This is a genomic window from Paenibacillus periandrae, assembly GCF_022458865.1.
Taxonomy (GTDB): Bacteria; Bacillota; Bacilli; order Paenibacillales; family NBRC-103111; genus Paenibacillus_S; species Paenibacillus_S periandrae.
Genome location: NZ_JAJNMU010000026.1, coordinates 76,883 through 101,456 on the forward strand (window position 1 = coordinate 76,883; position 24,574 = coordinate 101,456).

The window sequence follows — 24,574 nt, forward strand, 5'->3', positions numbered from 1 at the left end:
TCTTTCCACATCAAGCGAAATAACAGGTTACTGATTAAGGTATCTCGCAAGGTTCCCAATTTGTAATTTAGGAGTAGATTGAGATGGCAATCGTCCAAGTCAGATCCACCAATCCGCAGTTCTCATTTTTGATCAAGAAAAATCCGAATTCCGGCATGATGCTTCGCTCGATCCGCAGGGGCATGGCGTATGGCTGGTACACCGATCAGCAGACTTTTAACGTGTATTTTAAAGATGCGGACAATGAGATTTCCTATAAACAGCATGAAAACGAGAACTTCGAATATTTGAATGTATCGAGATACAACACACCCTTATTTCCGTTAAATGCAATTAATGAATTTTTCTCTGCGCCACTTAAGGCGCAAGACGAGCGGGACATTGACGGTTACGAGCATACCTTTTTCATTAACATGATACATATTGAACTTGTCCGGTATATTGATTTTTTTGAGAAGCATTTAAAGGACTTCTCTTTTGAAATCGCCCATCAAGCTCATAAGAGCTATTCTCTTACCATTACGACACAGAAGAGTCTGTACCAGCTGCTTCATGCCGTAAGTGTATTATGCCTGTTCCTCTCGATGTTCGGAAACGAATATATCGATATATCGGACAGCATTCTGGATAAGTACATCAAGAGCATGAACGTGATTGATGCGCCGTTTTATATTCGCAGTCTCTTTGTACGGAATTTCCTGTCTACGAGGGACCGGTTCCAAAAATACAAAGCGGAACTCGAGAAGACGGACCGCTACGATATTAAATTCGCCTACGGAGGTACGGCTCTCCAGCGGAGAAATTATATCGGTAGCGCGTTGGCCTTTGATAAGTCGATTTTGGATGTGGGCTGCGGAGAAGGTTTTTATGCACTTCCTTTTGCCGGAAAAATTGAGGGCAGCTACTACGCGGTCGACATCAATGAAGAGCTGTTGGAGAAAGTGCAACGTAAAGCGGAGGCAAAAGAGATCGACAATATCGCCACATTTGGTTCGATCGATAAGTTCTTGGAAAGCTACAACGGGGAGCAGGTCGATGTGATTTTGACAGAAGTCATTGAACATATGAGTCAGGACGAGGCCAAGCAGCTGATTCATCAAATCTGTGCACATGTCGATTTTGACAACTTCATCATTACGACTCCCAACGCCGATTTTAACCATTATTACGAACTGAGAGATTTCCGGCATGACGACCACAAGTGGGAGATGGGCGAAGAATCGTTTAAACAATGGATGCGCGATGTGATAAAGGAAACGAATCTGCATGCTGAATTTGTTGCTGTTGGAGACGGCGTGAACAATATCCAAACTACGCAGGGCGTTATTCTCAAGAAAAGGGGGGGCCTGACATATGGAGATTCAAACGAGGATTCACACGATTTTCATGCTGGTCGGATCTACAGAATGCGGCAAAACGACGTTTGCCAAGGAAGTGCTGATTCCGGGGCTGCGTTTTGAGGATACCAGCCGTAATGTAAGGGCCAATGTCCAATATTTGTCCTCCGACCAGATCCGCCAAGAGGTACTTGGATATGAACACGACAAGTATGATCAGGTGATGCTCGAGTCCAGCGAGCAAGCTTTTCACCTGCTGTTTGAAAGACTGAAGATGGTGACGTCTTTTCCGGTCAATGCGGAGTTTGTGGTTGTGGATACAACTGGGTTGTCCGAGGATTTTCGGGCAAAGGTGAAGGAGATTGCATTTCAAAACAACTACAACCTGGAGGTCATCGTCTTTGATTACCGGAAGCGGGAAGATTACTATGCGTCGGAGCGTTCGAAGAAGCTGATCACGAACCACATTAACCGTCTCAAAAAAGAAGTTCTCGGCTCGCTGCCCCGTGAGGGATACGGCAAGATACATAAAGTGCGTGCTAAAGACTTTTATATGGCCGAAGAGAGAAGGGCGAATCCGGAGTATCAAATCATCGTTGAGGATTTGGATGCACACTTGGCGACGATTCTCCCTCAAGAACAGCAGTACATCATCATTGGCGACGTTCATGAATGTGTGGACGATTTGAAGGGGCTGCTGCTCGATCGCGGATATAAGATCGAAGCGGGCAAGCTGGTTGTAAGTGATAAGCTGAAGCAAACCAAGATCATTTTGGTCGGGGACTGGATTGACAAAGGTAAGCAAACGAAGGACATCATTGAGTTTTTGTACGATAACCGGGAGCATTTTTACTTCGTACTTGGAAATCACGAAAATTTCGTCGATAAGTATATCAAAGGTGAAATCGGCGGCGTTGATCAGGAGCTGCTCTATACGTATTTTGACTCGACACAGGTTTTATTGAACGATCCGGAACTGCTGGAGAAATTTCAACACTTGGTCTCGATTTCGAAGCCATTTTATCGGTATGTGGGTGTCAAAGGGCCGTCCTTCTTTGTCACTCATGCCCCGTGCCGGAATAAATACATTGGTAAGCTGGACACGAATTCTGTCCGGCATCAAAGGAATTTTCGGATCGACCGGGAATCGCCGCTGGAGGGGCAGCTTGCTTTTCTGCATGAGGAAGCGGTCAAAAATCATCCGTACCACGTGTTCGGGCACGTCGCGGCCAAGCAGTCTTTCCGAATCAGTAATAAGATTCATATCGACACGGGCAGCGTACATGGTAACCTGTTGACCTCCGTCAGTATCTCGTATAAACCGTTTATGAAGTCTCGGAAGTCCCGCCAAGCGGTGATTACCGAGGAATTGCAAACCTTATTCAAGGCGGAACGAAAGGTTTCCGTTAAAGACCTTGGCGAGGATGACATCCGCAGACTCCACTATTGCTCACGAAATAGAATCAACTTCATATCAGGTACGATGTCACCGGCGGACAAGAATGACGAGACGAATGAACTGGAGTCGTTGAAACGCGGTCTCGATTATTTCAGGGAACGCGGCGTTCAGCAAGTCGTCCTGCAGCCCAAATATATGGGCTCGAGATGCAATGTTTATTTGCACAAAAGTCCGGAGCAGTGTTTTGCGGTCAGCCGCAACGGCTACAAGATTAATCATGTGGATTTAACGGAGATTTACGGCAAGCTGCTGCAGAAATTCGGCGGTTTTATGGAAGAGCGGAAAATTGCCATGATGATTTTGGATGGAGAGCTTCTGCCGTGGAAGGCGCTGGGCGAGGGGCTGATCGAAAGACAGTTCAAGCCCATTGAAAAAGCGTTGGAGACGGAGCTTTCGTTCCTGCAGCAAAACGGTTTTGAAGAAGCCTTTAGCAAGCTCATTGCTGAATATGAGGCGAGCGGGTTTGAAAAAGACCAGCATCATACCGCGAAGTCCGCTTTAAGTGAGAAGTATGGTCCCAGTGTGTACCAAAACTACAAGTATGTCCATGAAATCAGGGATACTTATGTCCCACTAACTGAGCACGTGGAGGCATATCAGACGTACAGAAGGCAGCTGGAGCTGTATGCGGAAGACGAAGCCATGGAGTACAAGCCGTTTGCCGTTCTTAAGATTGTGTTAGAAGACGGTAAGGAAGAAATCCCGGAATGGAAGACCTCCGAGATGTACGGTTTTCTGTCGAAGGACGAGGCCCTCACACTGGACTTGTCCGAGCCGGACTGCATAGAGAACGCAGAGCGTTATTTCTCCAAGCTTACGATGGAGAATCATATGGAGGGCATTGTGATCAAACCCGAGCTGTGGAGCGGAAAAACGGTTCCTTATATGAAGGTGCGGAATCCCGAGTATTTGTCCATCATTTACGGGTACGATTACAAGTTCCCGCATAAATACCGCAAGCTGCTCAAGCAAAAGAATGTGAATCAAAAGCTTCGCACCTCGCTTAATGAGTACCAGCTTGGAATGCAAATGCTGGCGGTGCCATTTGAAGAGATTGCGCCTGAGCATGAGGCGTATAAAGAGATTGCGGCCAATTTGCTGTTTGAAGTTGCGCAGGAGCGGGAGATCGATCCGCGTTTATAATTTTGATGGGGTGTCAGAATCTTAATATGGGTTCGGGTACCCGTTCCCAGGATCCATGTCCTTCCTTGTAAAAGGAGGGACTTTTTCTTTTACTTAATAACAATTCCAAGGTGCATTTAAAAAAGGGGGGGCAGGCGACACCTCCTCTACTCATTTATAACACTCATGGGCAGGAATGAATTACCACTTTGGCGAATGATTAGGAATATTGTCGACTTTAATCGAGGAGCCAACATGTTATGCAAAAATATGAATGCGTACGAAATTTATTTTCACAATTATTAAGCTATTCTTACCGTCCGTTAAGCATCGAACTATCCAAGCCGTGGCGGCTTCAGGCAATACCGGGCATCGCGAAGATCGATTCAGCTAAGCCTTATCTAGGGTCAGTACCGATTGAAGTGGAATTTTATTATGGCGAGGAGAAAAGGTTAACCTGGCAGTTAACGATGCGCTGTATACAAACTACGATTTATCCTTCTTTAGAGGATGGGGAGGGCGGCTATGCTTTTTTGATCAAGAGCTCGAAGTCGGAGCTATTGTTTCGCGCGATGCAAGCAGCAAAGTATGTACAAGTTGGAGAGCAGACGCTTGTTACCATTTCTACGGATCTGAACTCCAAGCGGGGCGATGCCGAGTTCCGCCTGAAGATGCTGAAGGCCCTCAACCGCTATATCGCGGTGCTTGAGGCTTTCGGAAGCCGAATGCTGGAGCCGAATCAATTCGCCTTCATCGATTACGATTCGGTGAACAACGGCATCGTTCAGGATGGACAAATGCTTTTAAGTTCGGCACTGCTGCTTGCTACGATGAAAGCGATGCTTAAAGGGGAGTTATCCCTCCCATTGGAGATAATCAGCGGTCCTTCACAAAGTGCCAATAAACCGACGGTGTGGAAAGTTGCCCCGGCTCTCAAGCCGCTTATTGGAGCAACGCGTTAGAGGAAGGCAATATTTTTATTGGGTGGTCGGAATTGGGGGATTTAATGCATTATACGACCAAAGCACAGCTGCGTGCGGGCTATGATCAAGCGTACAAGCCTAGGCAAGAGTCGGTTAATAATATGGATTCCATATGGGGCTTCTACAATGAGATGAAACACGGGGACATTGTGATTGCCAATAAAGGCTGGAAAGAATTAACCGGGATCGGGCGGGTGACGGGGGATTATGAATATGATCCGAGAGAGGGAGACGATTATCCTCACATTCGATCTGTAGAATGGGTAATTACTTCACCGGTCAAGTTTGCGGAAAATGTGTTCTCCACCCCAACCGTGACCCGCGTTCCGCAAAGGCATATGGCGAAAATTCGGAAAGCGGTCGTTTCCCAGGTGGCCGATGGAGAAAAGCTGTGGAACGATCTGTTCGGCACGACTAGTGAAGATGACTTCGCATCCGCCGTAACGGATTCCTTGATCGATGATTTTCAAAACTATCTACAATCGAACCGGCTAATGTATTCCAAGGAATTTATTGGTCGGTTCATCACTTCGCTGCAGGCGAAGCCATTTCTCATTCTGTCCGGAGGCTCCGGTACGGGGAAGACGAAAATCGCGCAGCATTTCGCGGACTATATGAACGACAGTACGGAGGCAGAGACACCGGGTGATGTACCCGCCGAAGATCGGGGTAAATCGTTCCTTCTCCAACTGCATCCGTACATGTTCGATTATCAACGAATGATGGTTACGGTCGAAATGTTGGAATGGGTTAACTTAGATGGTCTGGAAGATGGTGTAGAGGTCGAGGTGCGTTTCGGAGGGAAAGCGGAAAAATCCTTAATGAAAAAACAGCGAAATGCCGTGAGACTGGGATTCCGCAAACATTTCATGGCCTGGCTAACCAGCGAGTGTCGTATTGATGACAGCCTTCGTTTAACGATTGAGGATGAGGGAAGAGTGTTTGCGTTTAGCAAGGACAGTGAGGAGATGCGTCAGGCTGGCGACAATCTTGCGTTTGTTTCGGTAAGACCGGATTGGCTGAATAACCGTAGTCTGATGGGCTATTACAATCCTATTACCGAACAATACGAGCCAACGACCTTGTTGAAGCTAATGCTTCGAGCTGAGCAAAACCCAGCTAAGCCTTATTTTGTTATTCTGGATGAAATGAATTTAGCGAAGGTGGAGTATTATTTTTCGGATTTTCTCAGTTGTCTGGAGAGCCGCCGCTGCGATGAAGCCGGATATCTTAAGCAAGAGGCCATCGAACTGCATCAGCTCGCGCAACCGCTTGAGCATGTCGATGCATCCAATCGGGTATACGTGATCCCGCCCAAGATGCACATCCCAGTCAACGTTTACTTAATCGGAACGGTCAATATTGATGAAACCACGTATATGTTTAGTCCAAAAGTATTGGACCGCGCCAACGTGCTGGAATGCAATGAGATCGATTTCCAGAGCTACTGGAATACAGGCGACGACCCGTCCATGCCATCTTCATCGTATGGTCCTGCCATTGCTGATCGTTCCAGCATATTTACAAACGAGGAGAATTACCATCTGGCATTGTATCGGAAAGAGTTTCTGAATGCGAATCATAAGCCGATGCTGCAGGAGGCGTTTGAAGTGATCTCCGAGCTTCAGGAGTTGGTGAAAGAGGAGGGGCGGCCATTCGGCTACCGGGTGCTGGACGAGATCATGACGTATTTGATCATGGCTCAGAAGTATGATAGCGGAACCTTTGAGAGTGCAGTCGATGCGCAGATTGTGCAAAAAATATTGCCTAAGCTGCATGGAAATCGGAAAGAGCTGGAGCTATTGTTAAGGCGGCTTCTCGACCGATTTACGATTGGGAAGCTACAGGGCGACCCGCTTTCCTCAGATAACAGGGATGTGTTAGGGATGGAAGAAACGTACAGGTTCCCTTTAAGCGGTAAAAAGGTGTTTGCCATGTACAAGCAGCTCCTCCAAACCGGGTATTGCAGTTTTATTTGCTAGGGGGTGGTACGTGGATGATTCGTAAACATACCGTCTACCTAAAAGGATCGAAAATTCCGATCTTCTCAGAACTATGGGAACAGACGGAATATATCGTGGATTTCGGCGAAGGTTGGACGCCGAAAGATGAACGACAGGTGCTGCAAGATTACAAGATGGTCCTGGGATCTCTGCATGGTTCGCTTTATCGGCTGAATTATGAAAATTTTGTCGGCATTACTCAATTTTGCGGGAGTACTTACCAGATCCTGAGCCGCAAATTATCGGCTGAAGATATTGAATGGATGCATCGTCTTATCAGTTCGAAGGTAGCAACCCTCCCCTATCATCCTCATACTCCGACACAGACGTCTTGGGTGGAGAACGCGCAAACGGATGCGGATCGATTACATCAGTGGTATGGCTTGCGGATTGCTTTGCTGGAGGACTGGGAGGGGGCTTCATTGCGGGAGTGGTGGCAGCTGATGAACCGTGATCCGCACCATAGTCTGGTCGGCAGTACGATCCGCCGCCCAGTTGGGTTAACTACTTCAGTTGGAACGGAAACCGTGGTGGGGATCATCAACCATCCGGAGTTATGGGTGGAACTACCCGAGCATCATGCGCTGCGGCATTCGGCAGTGGCTAAGGCACTTTCGATTGAGGGGAAGGGATATGTACCTTCGGAGGTGTATGATCAAGAAATCAATATTTCTTACGATACAACCGAGAACCGATTGATCAAGCGAGTCGTTCAGGAAATGTGCTCATTAACGGATTGGATGGAAGATAGGCTGCGTTCCGGTCGCCATCTCTACAATCGAACCGAACTAGAGCTTCAAAATACGCAGATGGCAGATTGCCTGAATGAGCTGCTAGCTTCTAGCTGGCTGAAAGAGACGGGGGAGTTCCAAGCTATGCCTCAAGTCTCGACCGTACTGCAGCGTAAGGCAGGATACCGTCAGTGGTATTCGTTCTATCAGCATTGGTTGCTTGGAGGAGGCTACCCACTCGCTGAAGAGGAAATTCGTGTACTGGTCGATACGAAAGAGCTATCCCGTATTTACGAATATTGGTGTTATTTTATGGTCTTAGAGATTGTGCAGGAACTAACGGGGATTCCTCCATCCATATTTGAACGAAATGTTGGAAAAGACCAACTGGATCGGCTTGTCAATGGGTTATGCGTCACTTTCGATCTACCGGAGGGGGCACTATCGATATACTATAACCGCTGCTTTACAGGGGGCAAGGAGTCGTATTCAGAAACCTACAAGCCGGATATCAGCCTGTACGTTGAAGGGATTTGGCACCATTTTGACGCGAAATTGAAGGTGGATACAGATTCTAATGGGGTCAAATCGGTTAAAAAAGAAGATTTGGATAAAATGCACACCTATCGTGACGCGATCCTCAACACGGGTAGTGTGTGGGTTTTGTATCCGGATGAGCAGGGGGGAAGGCTGTTTCATCGGGACCCCAGATCTACTACTGGGGCCCTTGGAGGCATCGGAGCTGTTGCTTTGACGCCCAGCAATACGGAGCATTTAAAGTGCGTGATCGGTGAATTGATTCGTTGAGAGTGACAACGAAAAACTCCGTTCAGAATGTTATATTTCTCGATATCGGTGGAGAGTTGAAGGGGCCCTTACTTACCTAGCTATTTCCACGTAAACGAAGGTGCGAAATCCTGAAATTATGCTTCGCACCTCACTTAATTTGGGATACGAATGCTGGCGGTGCCATTAGAAGAAATTGCGCCTGAGCATGAGGCGTATAAAGAGATCGCGGCCAATTTGCTGTTTGAAGTTGCGCAGGAGCGGGAGATCGATCCCGTTTATAATCATGATAGGGTGTCTGAATCATTCAGTGGATTCGGGCTCCCTTTTTTACATGGAGATCTCGGAACGTTTGAGTCTAACCAAACATTCCCGTCCCCCGAGCATTTGAAAAGGTTATAATGCGATTAATGAGAGCAATTAGGAAGTGAAGTGAAAGCGATGTTAAATCAAGCAATGGAAAAAAGCTTAAGTAAAATGATGACGAAGATTCTTCGACACACCCCCGAGGATTTTGGTGTTGTTTTAGATCCCGTGGATGGTTCGTGTACGTTAAGCACTTTGCTGGAAGCCATTCAAGCCCAGCCGAAATGGGCGTTGGTGAGACAGGAAGATATAGAGCAAGTTGTACGCAATTCGGATAAGCAGCGTTTTGAAATCGAAGGCGGCCGTATAAGAGCAAGGTACGGCCACAGCCATTATAAAGTTCAATATGCACCGGCTGATCCTCCGGCCATTCTCTACCATGGAACGAATAAGAAAGCTCTTCCATCGATCTTGAAGGAGGGCCTAAGTCCGATGAGCCGGCATATGTTCATTTGTCGGAAGGCACCCATTTTGCAACGCTCGCGGGAAGTCGTAGAGGAGAGCTAGTGATACTCAAGGTAGATACATTAACTGCGAAGCAGCTAGGAGTCAATTTCTATTACGCGGGTAATGAAGTATGGCTAGCTGACCGTGTCCCGCCCGAAAGCTGTTCGGTGATGAAGACAATAGAAAAGGGGCAATCGAATCATGAACATGAATCCTCCGATCGTTGATATCGGCGTCAATTTGATGCATCGTACCTTTCACCAAGATCGTGAGCAGGTCGTTGAAAGAGCGATTGCAAACCACGTTACACCCCTTATTATAACAGGTACGAGCTTGAGGAACAGTATAGATGCGGCCCGCTATGCTGGCCGTTATTCAGGGAAGCTGTACGCTACTGCAGGAGTACATCCCCATGATGCCAAGAGCTGCAATGAAGAGACGATCACGAAGCTAAAAGAATTGGCGGCGTTGCCGCAGGTAGTCGCCATAGGGGAATGCGGTCTAGACTATAACCGGGATTTCTCGCCGCGGGACGTCCAGCGTAAATGGTTCACGGAGCAAATTCGTTTGGCACTTGAGTTAAACATGCCGCTATTTTTGCATGAGCGGGATGCATTTTCAGACTTTATTGCGATTCTTAAGTAACATTCGGTTCAAAAAGCGGTGGTCCATTGTTTTACAGGGACTCACTCTGAGCTTAAGACATACCTTGAAATGGGCTTCTATATAGGAATCACCGGCTGGATTTGCGATGAACGAAGAGGCAAGCATCTGAGGGAACTTGTCCGAATGATTCCACCCAATCGGCTTATGATCGAGACGGACGCACCGTTTTTGACTCCAAGGGACTTAAAGGAAAAGCCAACGGATGGACGGAACGAGCCAGCGTTCCTTCCGCATATCCTACAAACCGTAGCACGTTGTATCGGAAGACCTACGGAAGAGGTCGCTAAGGCAACGACGGAGACAGCGGTGGAGTTTTTTGGTATTTGATTCGAAGGGATATAGTAAAGGTGGTCAACAATCGTTTGTAACAGCTCAAGCGCCGGGCTTCCCTGACCGACGCTTGAGCTTATTTTCTTCTATAGAACTTTTCCCAATCTTTAATGACTTCTGCCTGAGTCAATAATCGGTCCCTTATCCATCGAGAAGTTTTCCATTCATGTATCGCTTGTTGCTTTGTTTTGTAAAAGCGATAGTCGCAAATATTCCAAGAACAGAACAGCTTTCGGTACCATTTGCCGTTTTGAACGTCACTTGTGAAGCGGCGAACGGCCTTGCTTGCCTGCCGTTTGCTCCAGCGGGTACCGGGTGTATGGTGGTCTGTCCATACGGGTGATTTTTTCACACTATTACTCATTTGGCTCTCTAACCCCTCCTTGCGGGAAGCTAGAGGCCGTCTAATTTCTTCATAGTTCACCTCATTTAAATTTGTTAGTTTCTGTATATATAAACGCTGTCGATCAAAATATGTTTCTTCGAGGTTTAAAATTTAAGAAGCAATTGTGCATGTATAATTATTTTCCCCATCAAGAAGCCACTATAATATGGTACGATTTGGTTGGCCTTATTTTTGTATGGAGGACACCGTATGAAGATTCTATTTTGTTCTGACCCCTTGGATAGTAAGGTTGTTGATCAAGAATATGAACAGGAATACAAATGTGCCCGAAAGCTAGGGATGGATGTACATTTGGTTTCACTGGAGTCCGTTTTGGATGAGGAGTTATCCAAGGCAGTTAAGCGGATCCCAACATTTGAAGTCCCGGAGAGGTTTATCTATAGGGGATGGATGCTAAAGCCGAATGATTACGAAAAGTTATATTACACACTGCAGCAGAAAAATGCCATCCTGATCAATTCTCCTACGGAATATAGAATTGGGCACTATTTTCCTTATTCTTATGAAGCCATTAAAAAAGCAACCCCACAGAGTATTTGGCTCGGAATTGAAGAGCTTTCAAATGGTTTCGACGTTCTGTTTGAGAAGATGCGCATATTCAAAAACAAACCGGTTATGGTTAAGGATTACGTAAAGTCCAGAAAGCATGAATGGGAAGAAGCTTGCTATATACCCGATGCTTCCGATCAGCAAAGAGCCCAAACGGTTCTTCGAAACTTCATTGATCGCCAAGGCTCGGAGCTTAATGGCGGTATTGTGATTCGTGAGTTTATTCAACTGGAGCAGCTCGCCAATCATCCTAAAAGCGGTATGCCTTTATCGAATGAGTACCGGCTGTTTTTCCTCCATCACAAGCTGGTTCAGTGTACGGAATACTGGGATGAGGTGGATTATCAACAAGAGTTCCCTAATCTCGACTCGTTTATAGATTTAGCAAAAGGTGTAGCTAGTCAGTTTTTTACGATGGATATTGCCAAAACCACAGGCGGAGAATGGACGGTTATTGAGATAGGGGATGGGCAGGTCTCAGGACTTCCGAGTCATGCGGACCTGGAACAGTTTTATAAATCGATAATGGAATTAGAGGTCAACCCAGAGAGGTGAGAAGTATGGATCATATTCCTGAAGACTTAAAAAATCATTGGGAGAGGGTAATCGCAGAACACAGGCGCGAGCTGCTGCAGATAAAGCCGGAGGAACGGATCATAAAATTTTACGAAACCAACAAACCTTATGGCTGCTTTTCCAATTTTGCCCGATTTCCAATAGAAATAGAAGGGAAAATGTGGCCAACGTCCGAGCATTATTTTCAAGCCATGAAGTTTGCTGGCACAGAACATGAAGAGTTCATTCAATCAGCACCGACCGCTATGGAAGCGGCTAAAATGGGCAGAGATCGAACACGGCCGTTTAGAAGGGACTGGGAAGATTGCAAGGCCAGCATAATGAAAGAAGCGGTCCTAGCTAAGGTTGAACAGCATCAGGAAGTTAAACAAATTCTGATGTCTACGGGCAATTGTATTTTGGTTGAGCATACTTCCAATGATTCTTTCTGGGGTGACAACGGAAATGGAACCGGGCGTAATATGCTCGGCCAGATTTTGATGGAAGTTCGCAGCGAACAGGAGGGCTATTCGCCAGAGTTCTTTTTGCCACAATGGTTGGTCTATCCTGAGCAACATCCCTATAGCATATTTTGGAGGATGGGAACAGGAGAAACTTATCTAATGTATTTATGGGAATGGCGAAAAGGGTTGAGTAAAGAAGCATTACGAGAATATGACGCTTACTTTGTCCCTCCGGCAGATTGGAAAAGGGCAGCAGAATAAGCTGATTGGAAGATAGGCATTTAAGATGATTCAAAAAGGGGGTTGGAACTTTGTATAAATCGGTAATTAGAGATGGCAAGTTTCTTGTTCTTGTAGTTGATGGCATCTTCGATACCCCGTTAATGGAGCTACCGACGGAAGAACTTGCTGATAAAGTTCCTTTTGAACTCCAAAGTGCATGGGAAGAAGGCATAGAATATGGCTCTAATCAAAAACAAAGAGATCTTCTTGGTACTGGGGGTGATACTGAGATTACGAGTACTCTTCAAAAACTACGGGCAATGAGATCCGAGGAGCGAGATGCTTACCACCAAAGGGTAAATAGGCGTAATGAAAGAATTGAAAAAGTTGCAGCTAGAAGATGGAGAAACGTTTTAAGCTGGAAAAAGCATTATGAAGAATAGACTGCTATTACCATCCCATAAAAATAAGTCGAACTTACTTCAGTTTTCAAGTATTTGAAGCATCAATTTGTAAATATTTCTCTCGTATTTCCAGTAATTCAGAGAGACTTAGATTTTCAATTTCATGTATTTCCATTGGCCTATAACAGTCATTGATTAATCCCTTTGCGTGAAGCTCGCGTGAAACGAGTTGTCTCCACTGTTCGAACATCAAAATAATAATTTCTTGTTCTTTACGATCCGGGCCACCGATGATCATTTGATCTAGTCCGTATCTTCCTTGAATATCATCCAATATGCTCTTCACTATTTTAAGAGCAAGATCATCATTATTATCCATATGTGGGGACGAGGGTACTTTAATGTTCATCATCGTTCCGAACCAACTCCAATACAATACAATATAATTAGGATAATTAACTTGAAAGGAACTTTTATTATGTGGTCAAAATTAAGGGTGAGATTAAAGAGCTTTATTACCGAAGAGCTAAGGAATAGAATTGATATTCATTTAACTCGATATCATGATGCACATGACGGTTATGGCGAAATATGGATTACAATAGACGGAAAAAAGATTTTTGGTGGCGGATATTACCATTGGTATATGACACCTGTTCCCGATGAATTATTAAACTCATTTCAACTTCAACATGGATTTCACAATGATTTTTATAAAGTAAATATTGAATCCAAAAATGTTGAAAAGATAATGCGATATGGAGTTCACGAAACAAGTCATATACTCATCAATCTGGATAACTATATTAATACATCATTTTCAGAAAGTCTGACTTCAAATAATCCCATATATAAAGCATTCTCATTAATTGATAGTAGGCTAGGGAGACGTAGATTTGAAGGAATAACCCTAAGTAACGATGAACATCCATTAGTAAAGATTTTCTATGAACTTAGACGGGATTGTTTTAAGTAAAATTAATGAAGAATTACTGGTTCACACTTGTATTCCACGTGGTAAACCTCAAAAGTCTTATGCAAGCTTAAACATTCCATTCATTTAAAATATCTTCCATGTCATTAATTAATTCTTCTTTTGAGTTCAATTCATTCAATCGGATTAAGAAAGTGCTACATGCAGGTCTTCTGACATAGCTCTTTTGAATAATGAAGTAATCATTCGTTCCATCCCAGGCAATTCCTACTTTCTTCTTGTGGTTCAGATATTCTATTATTACTACTTCATTAAGATTTGGTTCTTGTACTGGTATTGTCTTTGTAAAGCCTCTCCCATTGAGACAATTATGCACTGTAAGGAAAAGTTCTTGTTTTATCAGCATTAAAATTTTTCAGTCCTTCTTTGAAAATGAGAAATACTTAGGTTTTCCTGGAAGCGCAACATAGTAGTCTTGCGGTAACTATTTGGTTTCTAACTTCTCTTATTAGGGATATCTGGTCCGTTTCAGAAAATTACGTTGCGATGTTGTATGATTATTTTTTCTTACCTACTGTTATTTCTCCATCGTGATAGTTTTCGATAATTAAACCTTCATCAAAATTAACAATCCAGGTGTCGAACCCTACATCGGTAATATCTTTAAAATTCTCTATAACATCTCCAATTGTCGTTTCTATTACCGGGAGGTTATATTCATCCCAGATAATAAAATAATTTTTGTTAAAATCAAGCTCATACATCTTTAACTCCAAAATATCTTTAATAGAAAATTTATTAGGAACAGAGTTCCAATCAACTCTGCCCCACTTAGTAAAGTTAAACTCGTTAACCATCTTATCTGCGAGCCCTTGTGATTTTTCAAGACTATAAACACGTGAGTTTATATTTAGAACAGCGATACATTCGTTGAATAATTCCCCATATGATGTATTTCGTTTTATGTTCTTCTTTAGCTGCTCAATCCTAAACCTACGGGCGTCCCTATCTTCCATATAATCATCATCCTCAATATCTTTAATAATTATCAATTGACCTCTATGCAGTCCTCCAAACAAAGTTTATCACCAATTACGAAGACAACTCCTCACCGGCCGCAATAACCCCGTATCGCTCCAAAGCTTTCGTTGACGATTCCAACATACGTCTTTTCAAATAATCGCCTTGGGTCACCCGAACCCGCTTCCCCAGAAAACGGATCTTGGAAAGTAAATACTCCATTTCGTCCCCAAGCAGAGAAACATGGACTCGATAGGTATCGTTCTCCATATCGTACTCCACATTTTTTTCGAAGCTGGAGAAGGCATACAGGATACGGGACAATTCAGCGTTATAAACTCGGACAATTTCAATGACAACTTCACTTTTACGCGATTCAAGAGTTTTTTCGATCTTCTTTAGAATGCTTTCCGCTACTAACGGGTCGACAGGTTCTGGCGTGACAGAATGGATCTTCTTCAGCCTAGTGCTCATGAAGGCGCGATGCCGAACGTGATACCAGAGCAAATACCATTCTCTTTTAACCATGGAGTATTCCAGTTTGTATGGAAAGCCCGAATGCTCTGTGTTTACACGCCCACCCTTGACCTCGTACGTTATTCGGATACCCGTCTTATTCATGATGTGACGGCGCAAAGGCCGCAGGAGCGGGTGGTAGACCTGCTTTTCCATTGTACGGGCTTTTTCAATCAAGTGGTGGGATATATCCATTACCTGGTCAGATTCGAGAGCTGAACGCAGCATGTCCAAAGTGTCCGCAGCGAAAGCATCTGCCGCCGCGGGATGCTCCAGCATGGTCTTCAGCCATGCCCGTTCGTGCGAAGTGACCATGAAGGTACCGGAATCCTCCAACCGGGAGATGATCTGGTGATTGAATATTTTCTCAAACAGATTCATAGTAAGACTGAATCTCCTTCCATTCGGCAATCATTTCCCGGCGGAATTGAGCGGGTTCAAGAACCTCACAGCTGGAACCGAAACTCCGCAGCCACGGCTTGATCTCGGTAGTTCCGTTTACGGTTATCTCGTAAATAAATGAATGTTCATCTTCAAACACAATTTGTCCCCACTGACCCTGCAGCATGACCCGCTCTTTGACGAAGTTAGGTTCAGAACCCTCAGGATTATAAAATCGGGCGCGCACCGTCACCGGCCGTCCGGTATCGATCAGCCAACTGTAGCGTATTTTCTCAGTAAGCTCGCTTTTCTTTTCCTCATACCAAACCTCGTCAACGGATTCGTCCTCTTCAATTTGCGTGATACCTTCCATACGATATTTCCGAATCCCCTCTCGGCCGTGGGAAAGCAGATACCATCTTCCATATTGATGATCATAGACAATCTTAAGCGGTAGCGTCTTTTCAGCTTTGCCCTCAGTATCCCGTTCAAACAGGGGATTGGTGTTTTTGGAGGCGTAGCTTTTTTCCGACTTCGGTGAGAAGTACAGAAAACGGACTTTGCGGCGGTGACGGATGGCATGTAGGAGCGTAAATAGATGTGCCTCATCCAGGATCCGCGAGTAGTAATGATATTTATATAAAAATGGCTCTACAGCATATTGCTCGACTTGATTGCGTAAAAGATGTTTCTTCAGTCCATCACGCAGCAGATAGCCTTGAACGGAAGGGACTTGGGTATTCGCCATCACATCCACAAAATCGTACAAATCAAGAAGCTCTTCGTCCGATAAGCTGCGAATCAAGTTATCTTGAATGCGATAACGGAAGGGGCGAGGCCCGGTTTCCCTCTTTATGACACCGACCTCCTCTAAGTACTTGAGATCCGACCGAATGGTTTTCTCGTCAGGCAGAGGAAGATCAGAAGGCAAGCTGCTGCAGCACATATCCATGAGCTCCATCGCAGTCAAAGCCTGCTCATTCATCGCGGCTAATAGCAGCGAGATTCGTTGGCTTTCGGATTCCTTGACAGATTTGGCGCGAAATAGAAACAAGAGCAGTGGGTCGGTGGAGTCATAATAGCTAAACCGAATGGTTTCAGAAAACTCTTTATTTGTTCCTGCGGCAAATGCTGGTGCACGGAGCTGACGACCACTTTGAGCCGCCGGATTGTTTTGTCAAAAGTGTGGACGGAAATGCCGAGCCGCTCTGCGAACTGTTGTCTGCTGAACGCACCGCTAGTCAGTACCAGCATACGCAAGAATTGGATTTCTTTATCGAAGCTCTCCTTAGCCAAAGTTATCCCCCGTTCAAAAAAACATCTTCTTCCATTGTAACAGGGGAGGGAATTAGATGAAATGGAAAACTTTATGACCAGTCGTAATACTTTCGCCATGTTCGTTACTCCAAAAATAAGCGAATATAGATACAGAAGCCGATGCGATAATGCGGCGGCTAAAAAGATCATCGAGGCGCATGGAAGGGTTACTTCGACTTCTAATCGGCTTGTCGTTGGTTCGAGTCCAACTTCCTCGATGATCATTAATCAAGGAATAGCGAAGCGAGGCGCCAGAAAGGGTTCCTTCGACTTATATGGGATAAGTATTGATGGTGTCTGTCTCGGCACTAACGGCCTTTTTAATCATTTCCTCGCTTCGTTAAGAAATAACTTAAGCAGCCGGTGAGGCGCTGGGATGGGTTACTTCGAGCTTAATCGACCAATGGTTTACCCGGGCAATACGGCAGGTTCGACTCCTGCAGCAAACCTATCCCGCCTTTTCCTCACCATTGCTACAAAGCGTATGCTTACGATGCCAGTTTTCTTTGAAAACTTTGGGGAGGTCAATCCAGTATGAGTATGGCAAAAAAACTGTTCGGTTCGTTTAGACCGAATACATTCAATAAAGATCATTACCCAGCATTCGCAAGATCCCTGGAGGAGCAGTATTTACAGACACTGCTGACCAATACCATGAGTAATACCTTTTACGCGGATCAAAATGAACTGTTTTCCGATGCAGAACAGCTTCATCAAGAGATGGCGAAGATTAATCCGAATTTTATGGCTAAGGCAATTATTTTTGCTCGGAACGAGGGCTATATGCGATTGCAACCTTTATTCGGCTTGGCGATTCTCTCGATTTATCGGCCGGATTTGTTTGCGAAGATCTTCCTGCTCGTGGTTCGAATTCCTTCCGATTTGTCCAACTTCCTAATGATATTGAAAGGTATGGGGCGTGGAGAGGGCGGCCGTGCCGTCAAGCGGCAGGTAAACCGTTTCTTGTCCGGAGTGTCCGAATATTGGGCTATAAAATATAACGGCCGCGGACACGGCTACAGTCTGGGTGATGCCATTGCAACCGCTCATCCGAAACCGGAAGACTTGAAGCAGCAGGCATTGTTCCGATATTTGCGTGGACTGGAGGCAAACCTTGCCTTGCTGCCTAAAGTCGAGGCTCTGGAAAATCTGAAGCTCGCCTCAACTGAGGAAGAACTGATCGCGTGGATTGAACGTGGCAAGCTTCCTTATGAAACGGTTACGGGTGCAATCAAGCCGTCCAAAGCCGTTTGGGAAGCGCTGCTTTACCAGATGCCGACATTTGCGCTGCTCCGGCATATGAATGCTTTGCAGCGAGCCGGGGTTTTGGAGGAAAAACGTAACCTGGACTATGTCGTGAACCGCATAACCGATGAACAGGCACTGAAGAAGGCCAAAATCATGCCATTCCGGCTAGCGACGGCTTTCCGCCAGATGGATCATCCGGAGCTAAGGGATGCTTTGCGAGAAGCTGCCGAGCTTACGTTCGACAACCTGCCTGAACTCGGAGAAAAGACGGCAATTTTCCTTGATATCTCCGGCTCGATGAACGGCCAGTATTTAGAGATCGGTTCGGTGTTTGCTTTGGCACTGTATAAAAAGACGCAGGGAAGTTCGTTGTTCTGGCTGTTTGATACGGAGGTTGTGGATGCTAGGCCTTCCCGTAAAGACAGTATCTTAACACAGGCGGCGCAAATCCATGCTCGTGGAGGAACCGATACAGGTGCGCCTGTTCGGAAGCTGATCCAAGAGCGGAGGAAGGTAGATCAAATCATCATCATCACGGATGAACAGCAAAACAGCGGCAGTCCGTTTTATGAGCAGCTGAGACTATACCGTTCGAAAGTGAACCGGGACGTGAAGGCATTTATTGTGGATATTGCTCCGTACCGGCATGCAATGGTACCGGATCAAGATCCTCAGACCTTCTACATTTATGGTTGGAGTGATACTGTGCTTTCCTATATCGCGCAGTCAGTTAAAGGCTATTCTTCGCTGGTGGAGCGAGTAGAGGGAGTAAGTTTAGACGGTTAAAAAGGTGGGTTGGCCGTGGATGCCGACCCAAGGGCCATTATCAAAATTATAATCCAGAGAGGGAGCCCACCATGTCAGATGTTAAACAGCAAGTAATAGAAGAGCTAAGAAAAATCGAAAATGAAGAGAACGTTCGAATCCTGTATGCTTGCGAATCGGGCAGCCGCGCATGGGGTTTCCCGTCTAAGGATAGCGACTACGATGTTAGATTTCTCTATGTTAGACCGGTGGACTGGTATATATCAATCTTCGAGAAGCGGGATGTCATCGAGCGTCCGATCAGCGACATGCTGGACATCAATGGCTGGGATCTGCGAAAGGCATTGAACTTGTTCCGCAAATCCAATCCTCCACTGCTCGAGTGGCTTCAGTCTCCGATCGTCTATATGGAGAATCATGCGATAGCGGAGCAAATCCGCCGGATTTCTCCCTTCACGTTTTCTCCAAAGTCCTGTATGTATCACTATTTGCACATGGCAAAGGGGAACTACCGGGAGTATCTGCAAGGGGATCAGGTGAAAATCAAAAAGTATTTCTACGTTCTCCGCCCGATTTTGGCATGTGAGTGGATCGAGAAGTGCAATACCATGCCACCTATAGAATTTGACCGGCTGGTTGATGATGTTGTGCCAAGGGGAAGCGAGCTTAAAACGAGTATCGGCGGTTTGCTTGTCCGCAAAAAGGCGGGCGATGAAATGGATTACGAACCAAGGATCAACCCCATCAACGAGTATTTGGAAGCAAAAATTGAGTATTACGAACGGATGGCAGCGGGGATGCAAACCTCATGTGAAGGTCAGGATCAGCAGCTGGACGATTTGTTCCGATCGGTGCTGAAGGAAGTATGGGGAAAGGTGAAGTGAACGATGGTTATTTTCTTCGGTAGAGCTAAAAGGCCACTTTGGGAGGGTAAGCCCTCCATTTGTTCCTATATTCAGGGACAAGGGGAATTCGTGGACGGATCGCTGCCGGATGATGAAGAGTTTTGGTCCGGCAGTAAAATCAGATGGGTAGCGGGCGGTATGGATGGAGCATTTGGACATCATGCCGGACCTGCTAAGATGACGGATGAGGCACGAGAGATGGTTCACCTGCTAGCGAAGCAATCTAGAAAGCCTAAGAATTCAACAAGAAAGGCACTGTATGCTAAGCTTGTGAAGACAGATATGGGTGGCATGATTGACTCTATTTTAGATGAAGTACGCAAGCAGCCCGGAATACATCCAGGATCCTTATTCCTTGAGGCGAAATGGTTGGCGGAAAATGCGGCTCATCGAAATGTCGTCAAATTCGGAATTGCAATGCTGGGCCTTTTTCAGAACGAGCAAGTAAAAGAACTACTTCTAACGCTTGGGAGACACGAGGAATTTACGCTATATGCCGCGGTTGCGATTCATAATGGAATGGAAGATAGTAACCAAGTTTTATTTGAGTTGGCTCAACGTGTTCATGGCTGGGGGAAAATACATATCGTCGAGAGACTTGAGCCAGCTAGTCAGGAGATAAAAGATTGGCTGCTGCGTCAAGGGTGCCACAACAGTGTCATGAACGAATATTTAGCCTGTATTTGTGCGAGAAACGGTGGTTTGCAGGAGGCGCTCTCGGCTGATCGGGTAGATAGCGCATTGTTTGATGCGGCGACCGATATCATAGAAGCGTTATTGAATGGCGGGCCGGCTGAGGATATTGATGATTATGAGCATGCTCCGCAGGTGTTGTCTGATTACGTGAGGCTAACCCAGGAGATAGGGGCAACCGCCAAGCATCTGTCAGCTATATTTAGCATTTACGACTTCTTGGCTCAGGTTGAGGACAAGTGGGCCGTTCGGATGTCGGCGGGGTGGAGCGAGCAGTTACGAACCGATATTAGCGATGCTTGCCAATCGATTATAGCCGACACCAAGTGGGCGGGCATCGTTATGGAGGCTGTTGGCAGCGGTGATTCGTCGGACCGTTACTATGGCGTAGCTTGTGCTGAAAAGCTTGGTATGGATATTTGGGACACTCTCTTTGACCAGCTTGCCGAAAACCCGCTGCAGGATTTTCATTTTATACAGCTCATGAAATCGAATGATCCAAACCGAATTCGGAAGTTTGTTCAATTCGCCACCGAACATCTTCCCTTGCAGCAAATCGCCTCAGGCCCCGGGAATGAGATGGGATTTGGCAAAGAATATGCAGCACATAGGAATTTGGGCGCTATTTTTCAGAGCTTGGATCGGTTCGAGGGGATTGGTACAGAGTTGATCTTCACTGGCCTGAACAGTCCAGTGATCTCAAATCGGAACATGGCGATCAAGGCATTAGAGGGCTGGAACTTTGCTTCTTGGGGTGAGCGGCTTGTTGAAGCGGTCACTCACTTATCAGAAGTGGAACCTGAAGACTCGGTAAAAGAACGACTTCACAAACTCCGTGAGGCAAAAGGTTTGTAAGTACGGGAGTAGCATTCATTATATAGGAGTTGAATGGTTGTATGGCTTATCAAAATATAGACGGCGTGCGGGTCTGGGGTAACCCAGACAGCGGAGCGCTGGCTCAAGCGAAAACGTGCGCGGAAACCGGTAATGTGGTGCAAACCCTGCTCATGGCAGATCATCATAAGGGCTACAGTCAGCCGATCGGCGGGGTAGTTGTATACGACGGGCAAATCTCTCCATCCGGCGTTGGTTATGATATTGCGTGCGGAAATAAAGCGGTGCAAACCAGCTTATTTGTCCAAGACATAAAGCCCGGATTGAAGAGGATTATGGATGAGGTCGCTCGCAAAATCTCCTTCGGAGTAGGACGTGTCAATAATGAGAAGGTTGATCATGACCTTTTCGATGATCCGGATTGGGGCGTTTACAGGGCGGTTGGCAAACAGGAGCACGACAAGCTGAAAGCATTGGCACAGAGTCAGCTCGGCACAGTCGGCAGTGGTAACCATTTCGTAGACTTGTTTGAAGAAGAGCAAACCGGTCGTTTGTGGATTGCAAATCATTTTGGGAGTCGAGGCTTCGGGCATAAAACGGCGAGCGGTTTTATTAATCTGGCTGCTGGCAGAGACTTTCTCGCTAGCGCCCCTGGTGAAAAGATGGACCAGCCACCAGTACTGCCGGATTTGAACAGTGAACTGGGCGATATGTATTACAGAGCGATGAAACTGGCTGGACGTTATGCCTATGCTGGTAGGGATTATGTGATCCGGCAAGTATTAGCCATGCTGGGAACGGAAGCGGACCTTGAAGTTCATAACCATCATAACTATGCTTGGAAAGAGACGCACAACGGTAGAGAAGTCGTCGTCGTTCGTAAAGGGGCAACCCCGTCTGCACCCGGTCAGGTTGGTTTTATCGGCGGCAGTATGGGGGATATATCTGTTATAGTAAAAGGGAAGGACAGCATAGAGAACAGAGAATCTTACTACAGCACCGTTCATGGAGCCGGACGAATTATGAGCAGAACCCAAGCGGCAGGCAAAATGAATTGGAAAACCCGCACCCGCAGCGGCGGGCAAATTACTACAGAGCAAATGCTTGAGGCTGTTCGGGATTTCGGTGTTGAATTGCGCGGTGCAGGTACGGACGAGAGTCCTTTTGTTTATCGGAAGCTTCAAGAAGTACTGGATGCGCATGCCGAAACAATCGAGGTCATGCATGTACTGAAACCAATTGGTGTTTGCATGGCTGGAGCTGATGAGTTTGATCCGTATAAGGATTGATGCATTTCTAATAGCTCATCGATTTGAGGTGATTATATATGTTTATTCAAGTTAGTAGTTTCATCACGTCCGGCCTGTAAGGGATGGCATAAATCCCCTTGGCTCCTTTGCAGGCTGGGCCTTTTCCCAAGGGGCGTGATGGAATGAAAAACAAATCTAGTAATCGGAATCGAGCGTATTATCGGCACCATCGAACAAGGGTGATCCAACAAAAGAGCAAGATCGCTAAGCAGCTCGGGTGGCATGAAAAGTGTTTAGGGAAGCTTGCTAAGGGTAAGATTCATTGTTCCTGTTCTTATTGCAGGAGAAAAGACGAGGAAACTAGGATTGCCTAAATCTGATCTTGTGAAGCTGCAATGAAATTGATGTATGCAAATAGCCCAAAAGAATAGTAGGTTGCTGTAAAAAGGCAGTTCTAGTATGATGATTGAAGACGGGTGCCAGACCGTTTGTTTTATTGCTGATATTGTGGGCTAATGCTCACAGGAGATTCGTTGTTTCGGAAAGAAAAAGGCGTTCCCACCGTAAGGCGGCCAACCTTTTTGGCGGTGGATGAGCGCTTTTTTCTTTGTATTTATTGGGGAAAATACGTATCCAGCTGTGTAATTGACATCAAAGATAGACCGCACTGGACAAAATCCAGTACGGTCTCATCTAACCATTCTTCTTTTCTTTCTTTGGTGGAACCAACGGATCAAGTTTATTCGCGGCGTCCTTGTCTGCTGATTGCAGCGCATGGCCGTAGATGTTCATCGTGGTCGAGATATTCGAATGGCCCAAGCGCTCTGATATAAGTTTTGCATGTACGCCTTTGTTGATTAATAGGGTGGCACTCGTATGGCGAAGATCGTGGAATCTAATGTATTTTAACCCATGCTTCTTAAGAAATGCGCGAAACCATAGATAAGGTGTCTCAGGGTAATAGGCGTTTCCTTCATCGTTACTGAACACAAAAAAATGATCTCCACCTTTCCAGGCGTCACCTAATGCAAGGCGCTTTTTCCGCGATTCCAAATAATACTCCTTAAGATGCTCAATCACAATATCAGATAGACTTACCTTGCGGTTAGATTTATCCGTTTTAGGTTCGGAAATAATTCTCTGACCGTTAATGGAATGAGAAATGCTCTGTTTAACCTCAAGAATCCCTTTGTTGAGGTCAACGTGTCCCCACTCTAAACCAACTAGCTCGCCACGGCGAAGTGCTGTTGTTATTGCGAGCATGATCATGATACGCCATTTCATTGGTTCATTTTCTAATAATTCGAACAACAATGTTACCTCATCTTCATCGTATACTTCGATCTCTTTTCGTTTCACCTTGTGCTTTTTGATATCTGCAGCAGGATTGCTTTTGATCAGTTTCCACTCCACTGCGCGGGAAAATATATTTTTTATGATTCTATGAGTATATTGTACGGTGCCCGAGGATAATTGGCCCTTTTTGCCGTCCTGCCGGCTGCCTTCCTTGCTGAGATCTGAGATAAAGTTGACTATATGAAAAGGCTGAATCTTGTCTAATCGCATGTGACCAAAAACCGGAAGGATCCGGTTTTTCAAAAAGCGTGAATAGATATCTAACGTCTTAATTCCAAGTTCATGCTGAGCATATTTTTCTTTCCACTCTTCTACAAATGCTGCAAAAGTCATTTTTTCGGGTGCAATATAGTGGCCTGATTCGACCTCGACCTCAAATTCTGCAAGCAGCTTTCTGGCTTCGCGAACGCCTTTCGCACTAACTGTCTTGGTTCGCCTAATTCTCTTTCCGTCAGGCCCTATACCCGCCTCCACGACCAGTAGCCAAGAATCATTACCGCGTTTTTGTAAACTTGCCATGAAAAA

20 protein-coding genes, 1 tRNA gene and 3 pseudogenes are annotated in these 24,574 nt (G+C 45.7%); 17 read left to right on the forward strand and 7 right to left on the reverse strand.

Annotated elements, in window-relative coordinates; all coding sequences use genetic code 11:
* Nucleotides 1–83 precede the first annotated feature (83 nt).
* The 8 genes and pseudogenes from LRL21_RS35040 to LRL21_RS35075 all read left to right on the forward strand — a co-directional run bounded on the left by LRL21_RS35040 (nt 84) and on the right by LRL21_RS35075 (nt 10,227).
* Nucleotides 84–1,460, forward strand: coding sequence for a class I SAM-dependent methyltransferase (locus tag LRL21_RS35040; protein WP_240420453.1), 1,377 nt, complete (start codon nt 84–86; stop codon nt 1,458–1,460).
* Nucleotides 1,354–3,939, forward strand: a complete 2,586-nt coding sequence (locus tag LRL21_RS35045; protein ID WP_240420454.1) for a metallophosphoesterase — start codon at nt 1,354–1,356, stop codon at nt 3,937–3,939. The genes LRL21_RS35040 and LRL21_RS35045 overlap by 107 nt, the downstream gene beginning before the upstream one ends.
* Before the next feature lie 239 nt (nt 3,940–4,178).
* Nucleotides 4,179–4,880 (forward strand): hypothetical protein, encoded by a 702-nt coding sequence (locus LRL21_RS35050; protein WP_240420455.1) that lies wholly within the window; start codon nt 4,179–4,181, stop codon nt 4,878–4,880.
* Between the two features lie 32 nt (nt 4,881–4,912).
* On the forward strand, nt 4,913–6,883 hold the full coding sequence (locus LRL21_RS35055) for an McrB family protein (protein WP_240420456.1): 1,971 nt from the start codon (nt 4,913–4,915) through the stop codon (nt 6,881–6,883).
* A 14-nt stretch (nt 6,884–6,897) separates the two neighbouring features.
* Complete coding sequence (locus LRL21_RS35060) at nt 6,898–8,442, forward strand: DUF2357 domain-containing protein (RefSeq protein ID WP_240420457.1); 1,545 nt, start codon at nt 6,898–6,900, stop codon at nt 8,440–8,442.
* Nucleotides 8,443–8,592: 150 nt separating this feature from the next.
* On the forward strand, nt 8,593–8,823 hold the full coding sequence (locus tag LRL21_RS35065) for a hypothetical protein (protein ID WP_240420458.1): 231 nt from the start codon (nt 8,593–8,595) through the stop codon (nt 8,821–8,823).
* Between the two features lie 39 nt (nt 8,824–8,862).
* A pseudogene (locus LRL21_RS35070) lies at nt 8,863–9,461 on the forward strand (RNA 2'-phosphotransferase).
* A pseudogene (locus LRL21_RS35075) lies at nt 9,442–10,227 on the forward strand (TatD family hydrolase). Before LRL21_RS35070 ends, LRL21_RS35075 begins: the two co-directional pseudogenes overlap by 20 nt.
* Before the next feature lie 79 nt (nt 10,228–10,306).
* Here the strand turns inward: LRL21_RS35075 and LRL21_RS35080 are convergent.
* Nucleotides 10,307–10,594, reverse strand: coding sequence for a hypothetical protein (locus tag LRL21_RS35080; protein ID WP_240420459.1), 288 nt, complete (start codon nt 10,592–10,594; stop codon nt 10,307–10,309).
* Nucleotides 10,595–10,825: 231 nt separating this feature from the next.
* Here LRL21_RS35080 and LRL21_RS35085 point away from each other — a divergent pair, with 231 nt between their 5' ends.
* Genes LRL21_RS35085 through LRL21_RS35095 form a run of 3 tightly spaced genes read left to right on the forward strand, consistent with a single transcriptional unit; the run spans nt 10,826 to nt 12,869 of the window.
* On the forward strand, nt 10,826–11,740 hold the full coding sequence (locus LRL21_RS35085) for an ATP-grasp domain-containing protein (protein ID WP_240420460.1): 915 nt from the start codon (nt 10,826–10,828) through the stop codon (nt 11,738–11,740).
* A gap of 5 nt (nt 11,741–11,745) precedes the next feature.
* Nucleotides 11,746–12,465, forward strand: a complete 720-nt coding sequence (locus LRL21_RS35090; RefSeq protein WP_240420461.1) for an NADAR family protein — start codon at nt 11,746–11,748, stop codon at nt 12,463–12,465.
* Between the two features lie 50 nt (nt 12,466–12,515).
* The gene (locus LRL21_RS35095) at nt 12,516–12,869 is read left to right on the forward strand and encodes a hypothetical protein (RefSeq protein WP_240420462.1); all 354 of its coding nucleotides are present in this window, start codon (nt 12,516–12,518) and stop codon (nt 12,867–12,869) included.
* Nucleotides 12,870–12,915: 46 nt separating this feature from the next.
* Here LRL21_RS35095 and LRL21_RS35100 read toward each other — a convergent pair whose 3' ends face one another.
* On the reverse strand, nt 12,916–13,242 hold the full coding sequence (locus LRL21_RS35100) for a hypothetical protein (RefSeq protein ID WP_240420463.1): 327 nt from the start codon (nt 13,240–13,242) through the stop codon (nt 12,916–12,918).
* Nucleotides 13,243–13,290: 48 nt separating this feature from the next.
* On the opposite strand from LRL21_RS35100, the gene LRL21_RS35105 reads away from it, so the two are divergent.
* On the forward strand, nt 13,291–13,806 hold the full coding sequence (locus tag LRL21_RS35105) for an SF0329 family protein (RefSeq protein ID WP_240420464.1): 516 nt from the start codon (nt 13,291–13,293) through the stop codon (nt 13,804–13,806).
* 67 nt (nt 13,807–13,873) lie between these two features.
* Here the strand turns inward: LRL21_RS35105 and LRL21_RS35110 are convergent, their stop codons facing one another.
* From LRL21_RS35110 to LRL21_RS35125, 4 genes and pseudogenes are all read right to left on the reverse strand, one after another.
* Nucleotides 13,874–14,170, reverse strand: coding sequence for a hypothetical protein (locus tag LRL21_RS35110; RefSeq protein ID WP_240420465.1), 297 nt, complete (start codon nt 14,168–14,170; stop codon nt 13,874–13,876).
* 151 nt (nt 14,171–14,321) lie between these two features.
* A complete protein-coding gene (locus LRL21_RS35115) occupies nt 14,322–14,843 on the reverse strand; it encodes a CDI toxin immunity protein (RefSeq protein WP_240420466.1) in 522 nt (173 codons plus the stop codon).
* Between the two features lie 13 nt (nt 14,844–14,856).
* A complete protein-coding gene (locus tag LRL21_RS35120) occupies nt 14,857–15,681 on the reverse strand; it encodes a WYL domain-containing protein (RefSeq protein ID WP_240420467.1) in 825 nt (274 codons plus the stop codon).
* Nucleotides 15,668–16,977: pseudogene (locus LRL21_RS35125) on the reverse strand (helix-turn-helix transcriptional regulator). Before LRL21_RS35125 ends, LRL21_RS35120 begins: the two are co-directional and overlap by 14 nt.
* Before the next feature lie 170 nt (nt 16,978–17,147).
* On the opposite strand from LRL21_RS35125, the gene LRL21_RS35130 reads away from it, so the two are divergent.
* The 5 genes from LRL21_RS35130 to LRL21_RS35150 all read left to right on the forward strand — a co-directional run bounded on the left by LRL21_RS35130 (nt 17,148) and on the right by LRL21_RS35150 (nt 22,732).
* Nucleotides 17,148–17,217: transfer RNA gene (locus tag LRL21_RS35130), tRNA-Ser, on the forward strand.
* Nucleotides 17,218–17,532: 315 nt separating this feature from the next.
* Nucleotides 17,533–19,032 (forward strand): TROVE domain-containing protein, encoded by a 1,500-nt coding sequence (locus LRL21_RS35135; RefSeq protein ID WP_240420468.1) that lies wholly within the window; start codon nt 17,533–17,535, stop codon nt 19,030–19,032.
* Between the two features lie 71 nt (nt 19,033–19,103).
* Nucleotides 19,104–19,895 (forward strand): nucleotidyltransferase domain-containing protein, encoded by a 792-nt coding sequence (locus tag LRL21_RS35140; protein ID WP_240420469.1) that lies wholly within the window; start codon nt 19,104–19,106, stop codon nt 19,893–19,895.
* A 90-nt stretch (nt 19,896–19,985) separates the two neighbouring features.
* Complete coding sequence (locus LRL21_RS35145; protein WP_240420470.1) at nt 19,986–21,464, forward strand: limonene hydroxylase; 1,479 nt, start codon at nt 19,986–19,988, stop codon at nt 21,462–21,464.
* A gap of 41 nt (nt 21,465–21,505) precedes the next feature.
* Complete coding sequence (locus LRL21_RS35150; protein WP_240420471.1) at nt 21,506–22,732, forward strand: RtcB family protein; 1,227 nt, start codon at nt 21,506–21,508, stop codon at nt 22,730–22,732.
* Between the two features lie 654 nt (nt 22,733–23,386).
* Here LRL21_RS35150 and LRL21_RS35155 read toward each other — a convergent pair.
* Nucleotides 23,387–24,568 (reverse strand): tyrosine-type recombinase/integrase, encoded by a 1,182-nt coding sequence (locus LRL21_RS35155; protein ID WP_240420472.1) that lies wholly within the window; start codon nt 24,566–24,568, stop codon nt 23,387–23,389.
* Nucleotides 24,569–24,574 lie beyond the last annotated feature (6 nt).

Bases quoted from the DNA above. Each gene is read 5' to 3' on its own strand.
- LRL21_RS35140 (WP_240420469.1), top strand. From the start codon at position 19,104: ATGTCAGATGTTAAACAGCAAGTAATAGAAGAGCTAAGAAAAATCGAA.
- LRL21_RS35120 (WP_240420467.1), bottom strand. From the start codon at position 15,681: ATGAATCTGTTTGAGAAAATATTCAATCACCAGATCATCTCCCGGTTG.
- LRL21_RS35135 (WP_240420468.1), top strand. From the start codon at position 17,533: ATGAGTATGGCAAAAAAACTGTTCGGTTCGTTTAGACCGAATACATTC.
- LRL21_RS35060 (WP_240420457.1), top strand. From the start codon at position 6,898: ATGATTCGTAAACATACCGTCTACCTAAAAGGATCGAAAATTCCGATC.
- LRL21_RS35155 (WP_240420472.1), bottom strand. From the start codon at position 24,568: ATGGCAAGTTTACAAAAACGCGGTAATGATTCTTGGCTACTGGTCGTG.
- LRL21_RS35050 (WP_240420455.1), top strand. From the start codon at position 4,179: ATGCAAAAATATGAATGCGTACGAAATTTATTTTCACAATTATTAAGC.
- LRL21_RS35085 (WP_240420460.1), top strand. From the start codon at position 10,826: ATGAAGATTCTATTTTGTTCTGACCCCTTGGATAGTAAGGTTGTTGAT.
- LRL21_RS35090 (WP_240420461.1), top strand. From the start codon at position 11,746: ATGGATCATATTCCTGAAGACTTAAAAAATCATTGGGAGAGGGTAATC.
- LRL21_RS35150 (WP_240420471.1), top strand. From the start codon at position 21,506: ATGGCTTATCAAAATATAGACGGCGTGCGGGTCTGGGGTAACCCAGAC.
- LRL21_RS35045 (WP_240420454.1), top strand. From the start codon at position 1,354: ATGGAGATTCAAACGAGGATTCACACGATTTTCATGCTGGTCGGATCT.
- LRL21_RS35100 (WP_240420463.1), bottom strand. From the start codon at position 13,242: ATGATGAACATTAAAGTACCCTCGTCCCCACATATGGATAATAATGAT.
- LRL21_RS35080 (WP_240420459.1), bottom strand. From the start codon at position 10,594: ATGAGTAATAGTGTGAAAAAATCACCCGTATGGACAGACCACCATACA.
- LRL21_RS35040 (WP_240420453.1), top strand. From the start codon at position 84: ATGGCAATCGTCCAAGTCAGATCCACCAATCCGCAGTTCTCATTTTTG.
- LRL21_RS35065 (WP_240420458.1), top strand. From the start codon at position 8,593: ATGCTGGCGGTGCCATTAGAAGAAATTGCGCCTGAGCATGAGGCGTAT.
- LRL21_RS35110 (WP_240420465.1), bottom strand. From the start codon at position 14,170: ATGCTGATAAAACAAGAACTTTTCCTTACAGTGCATAATTGTCTCAAT.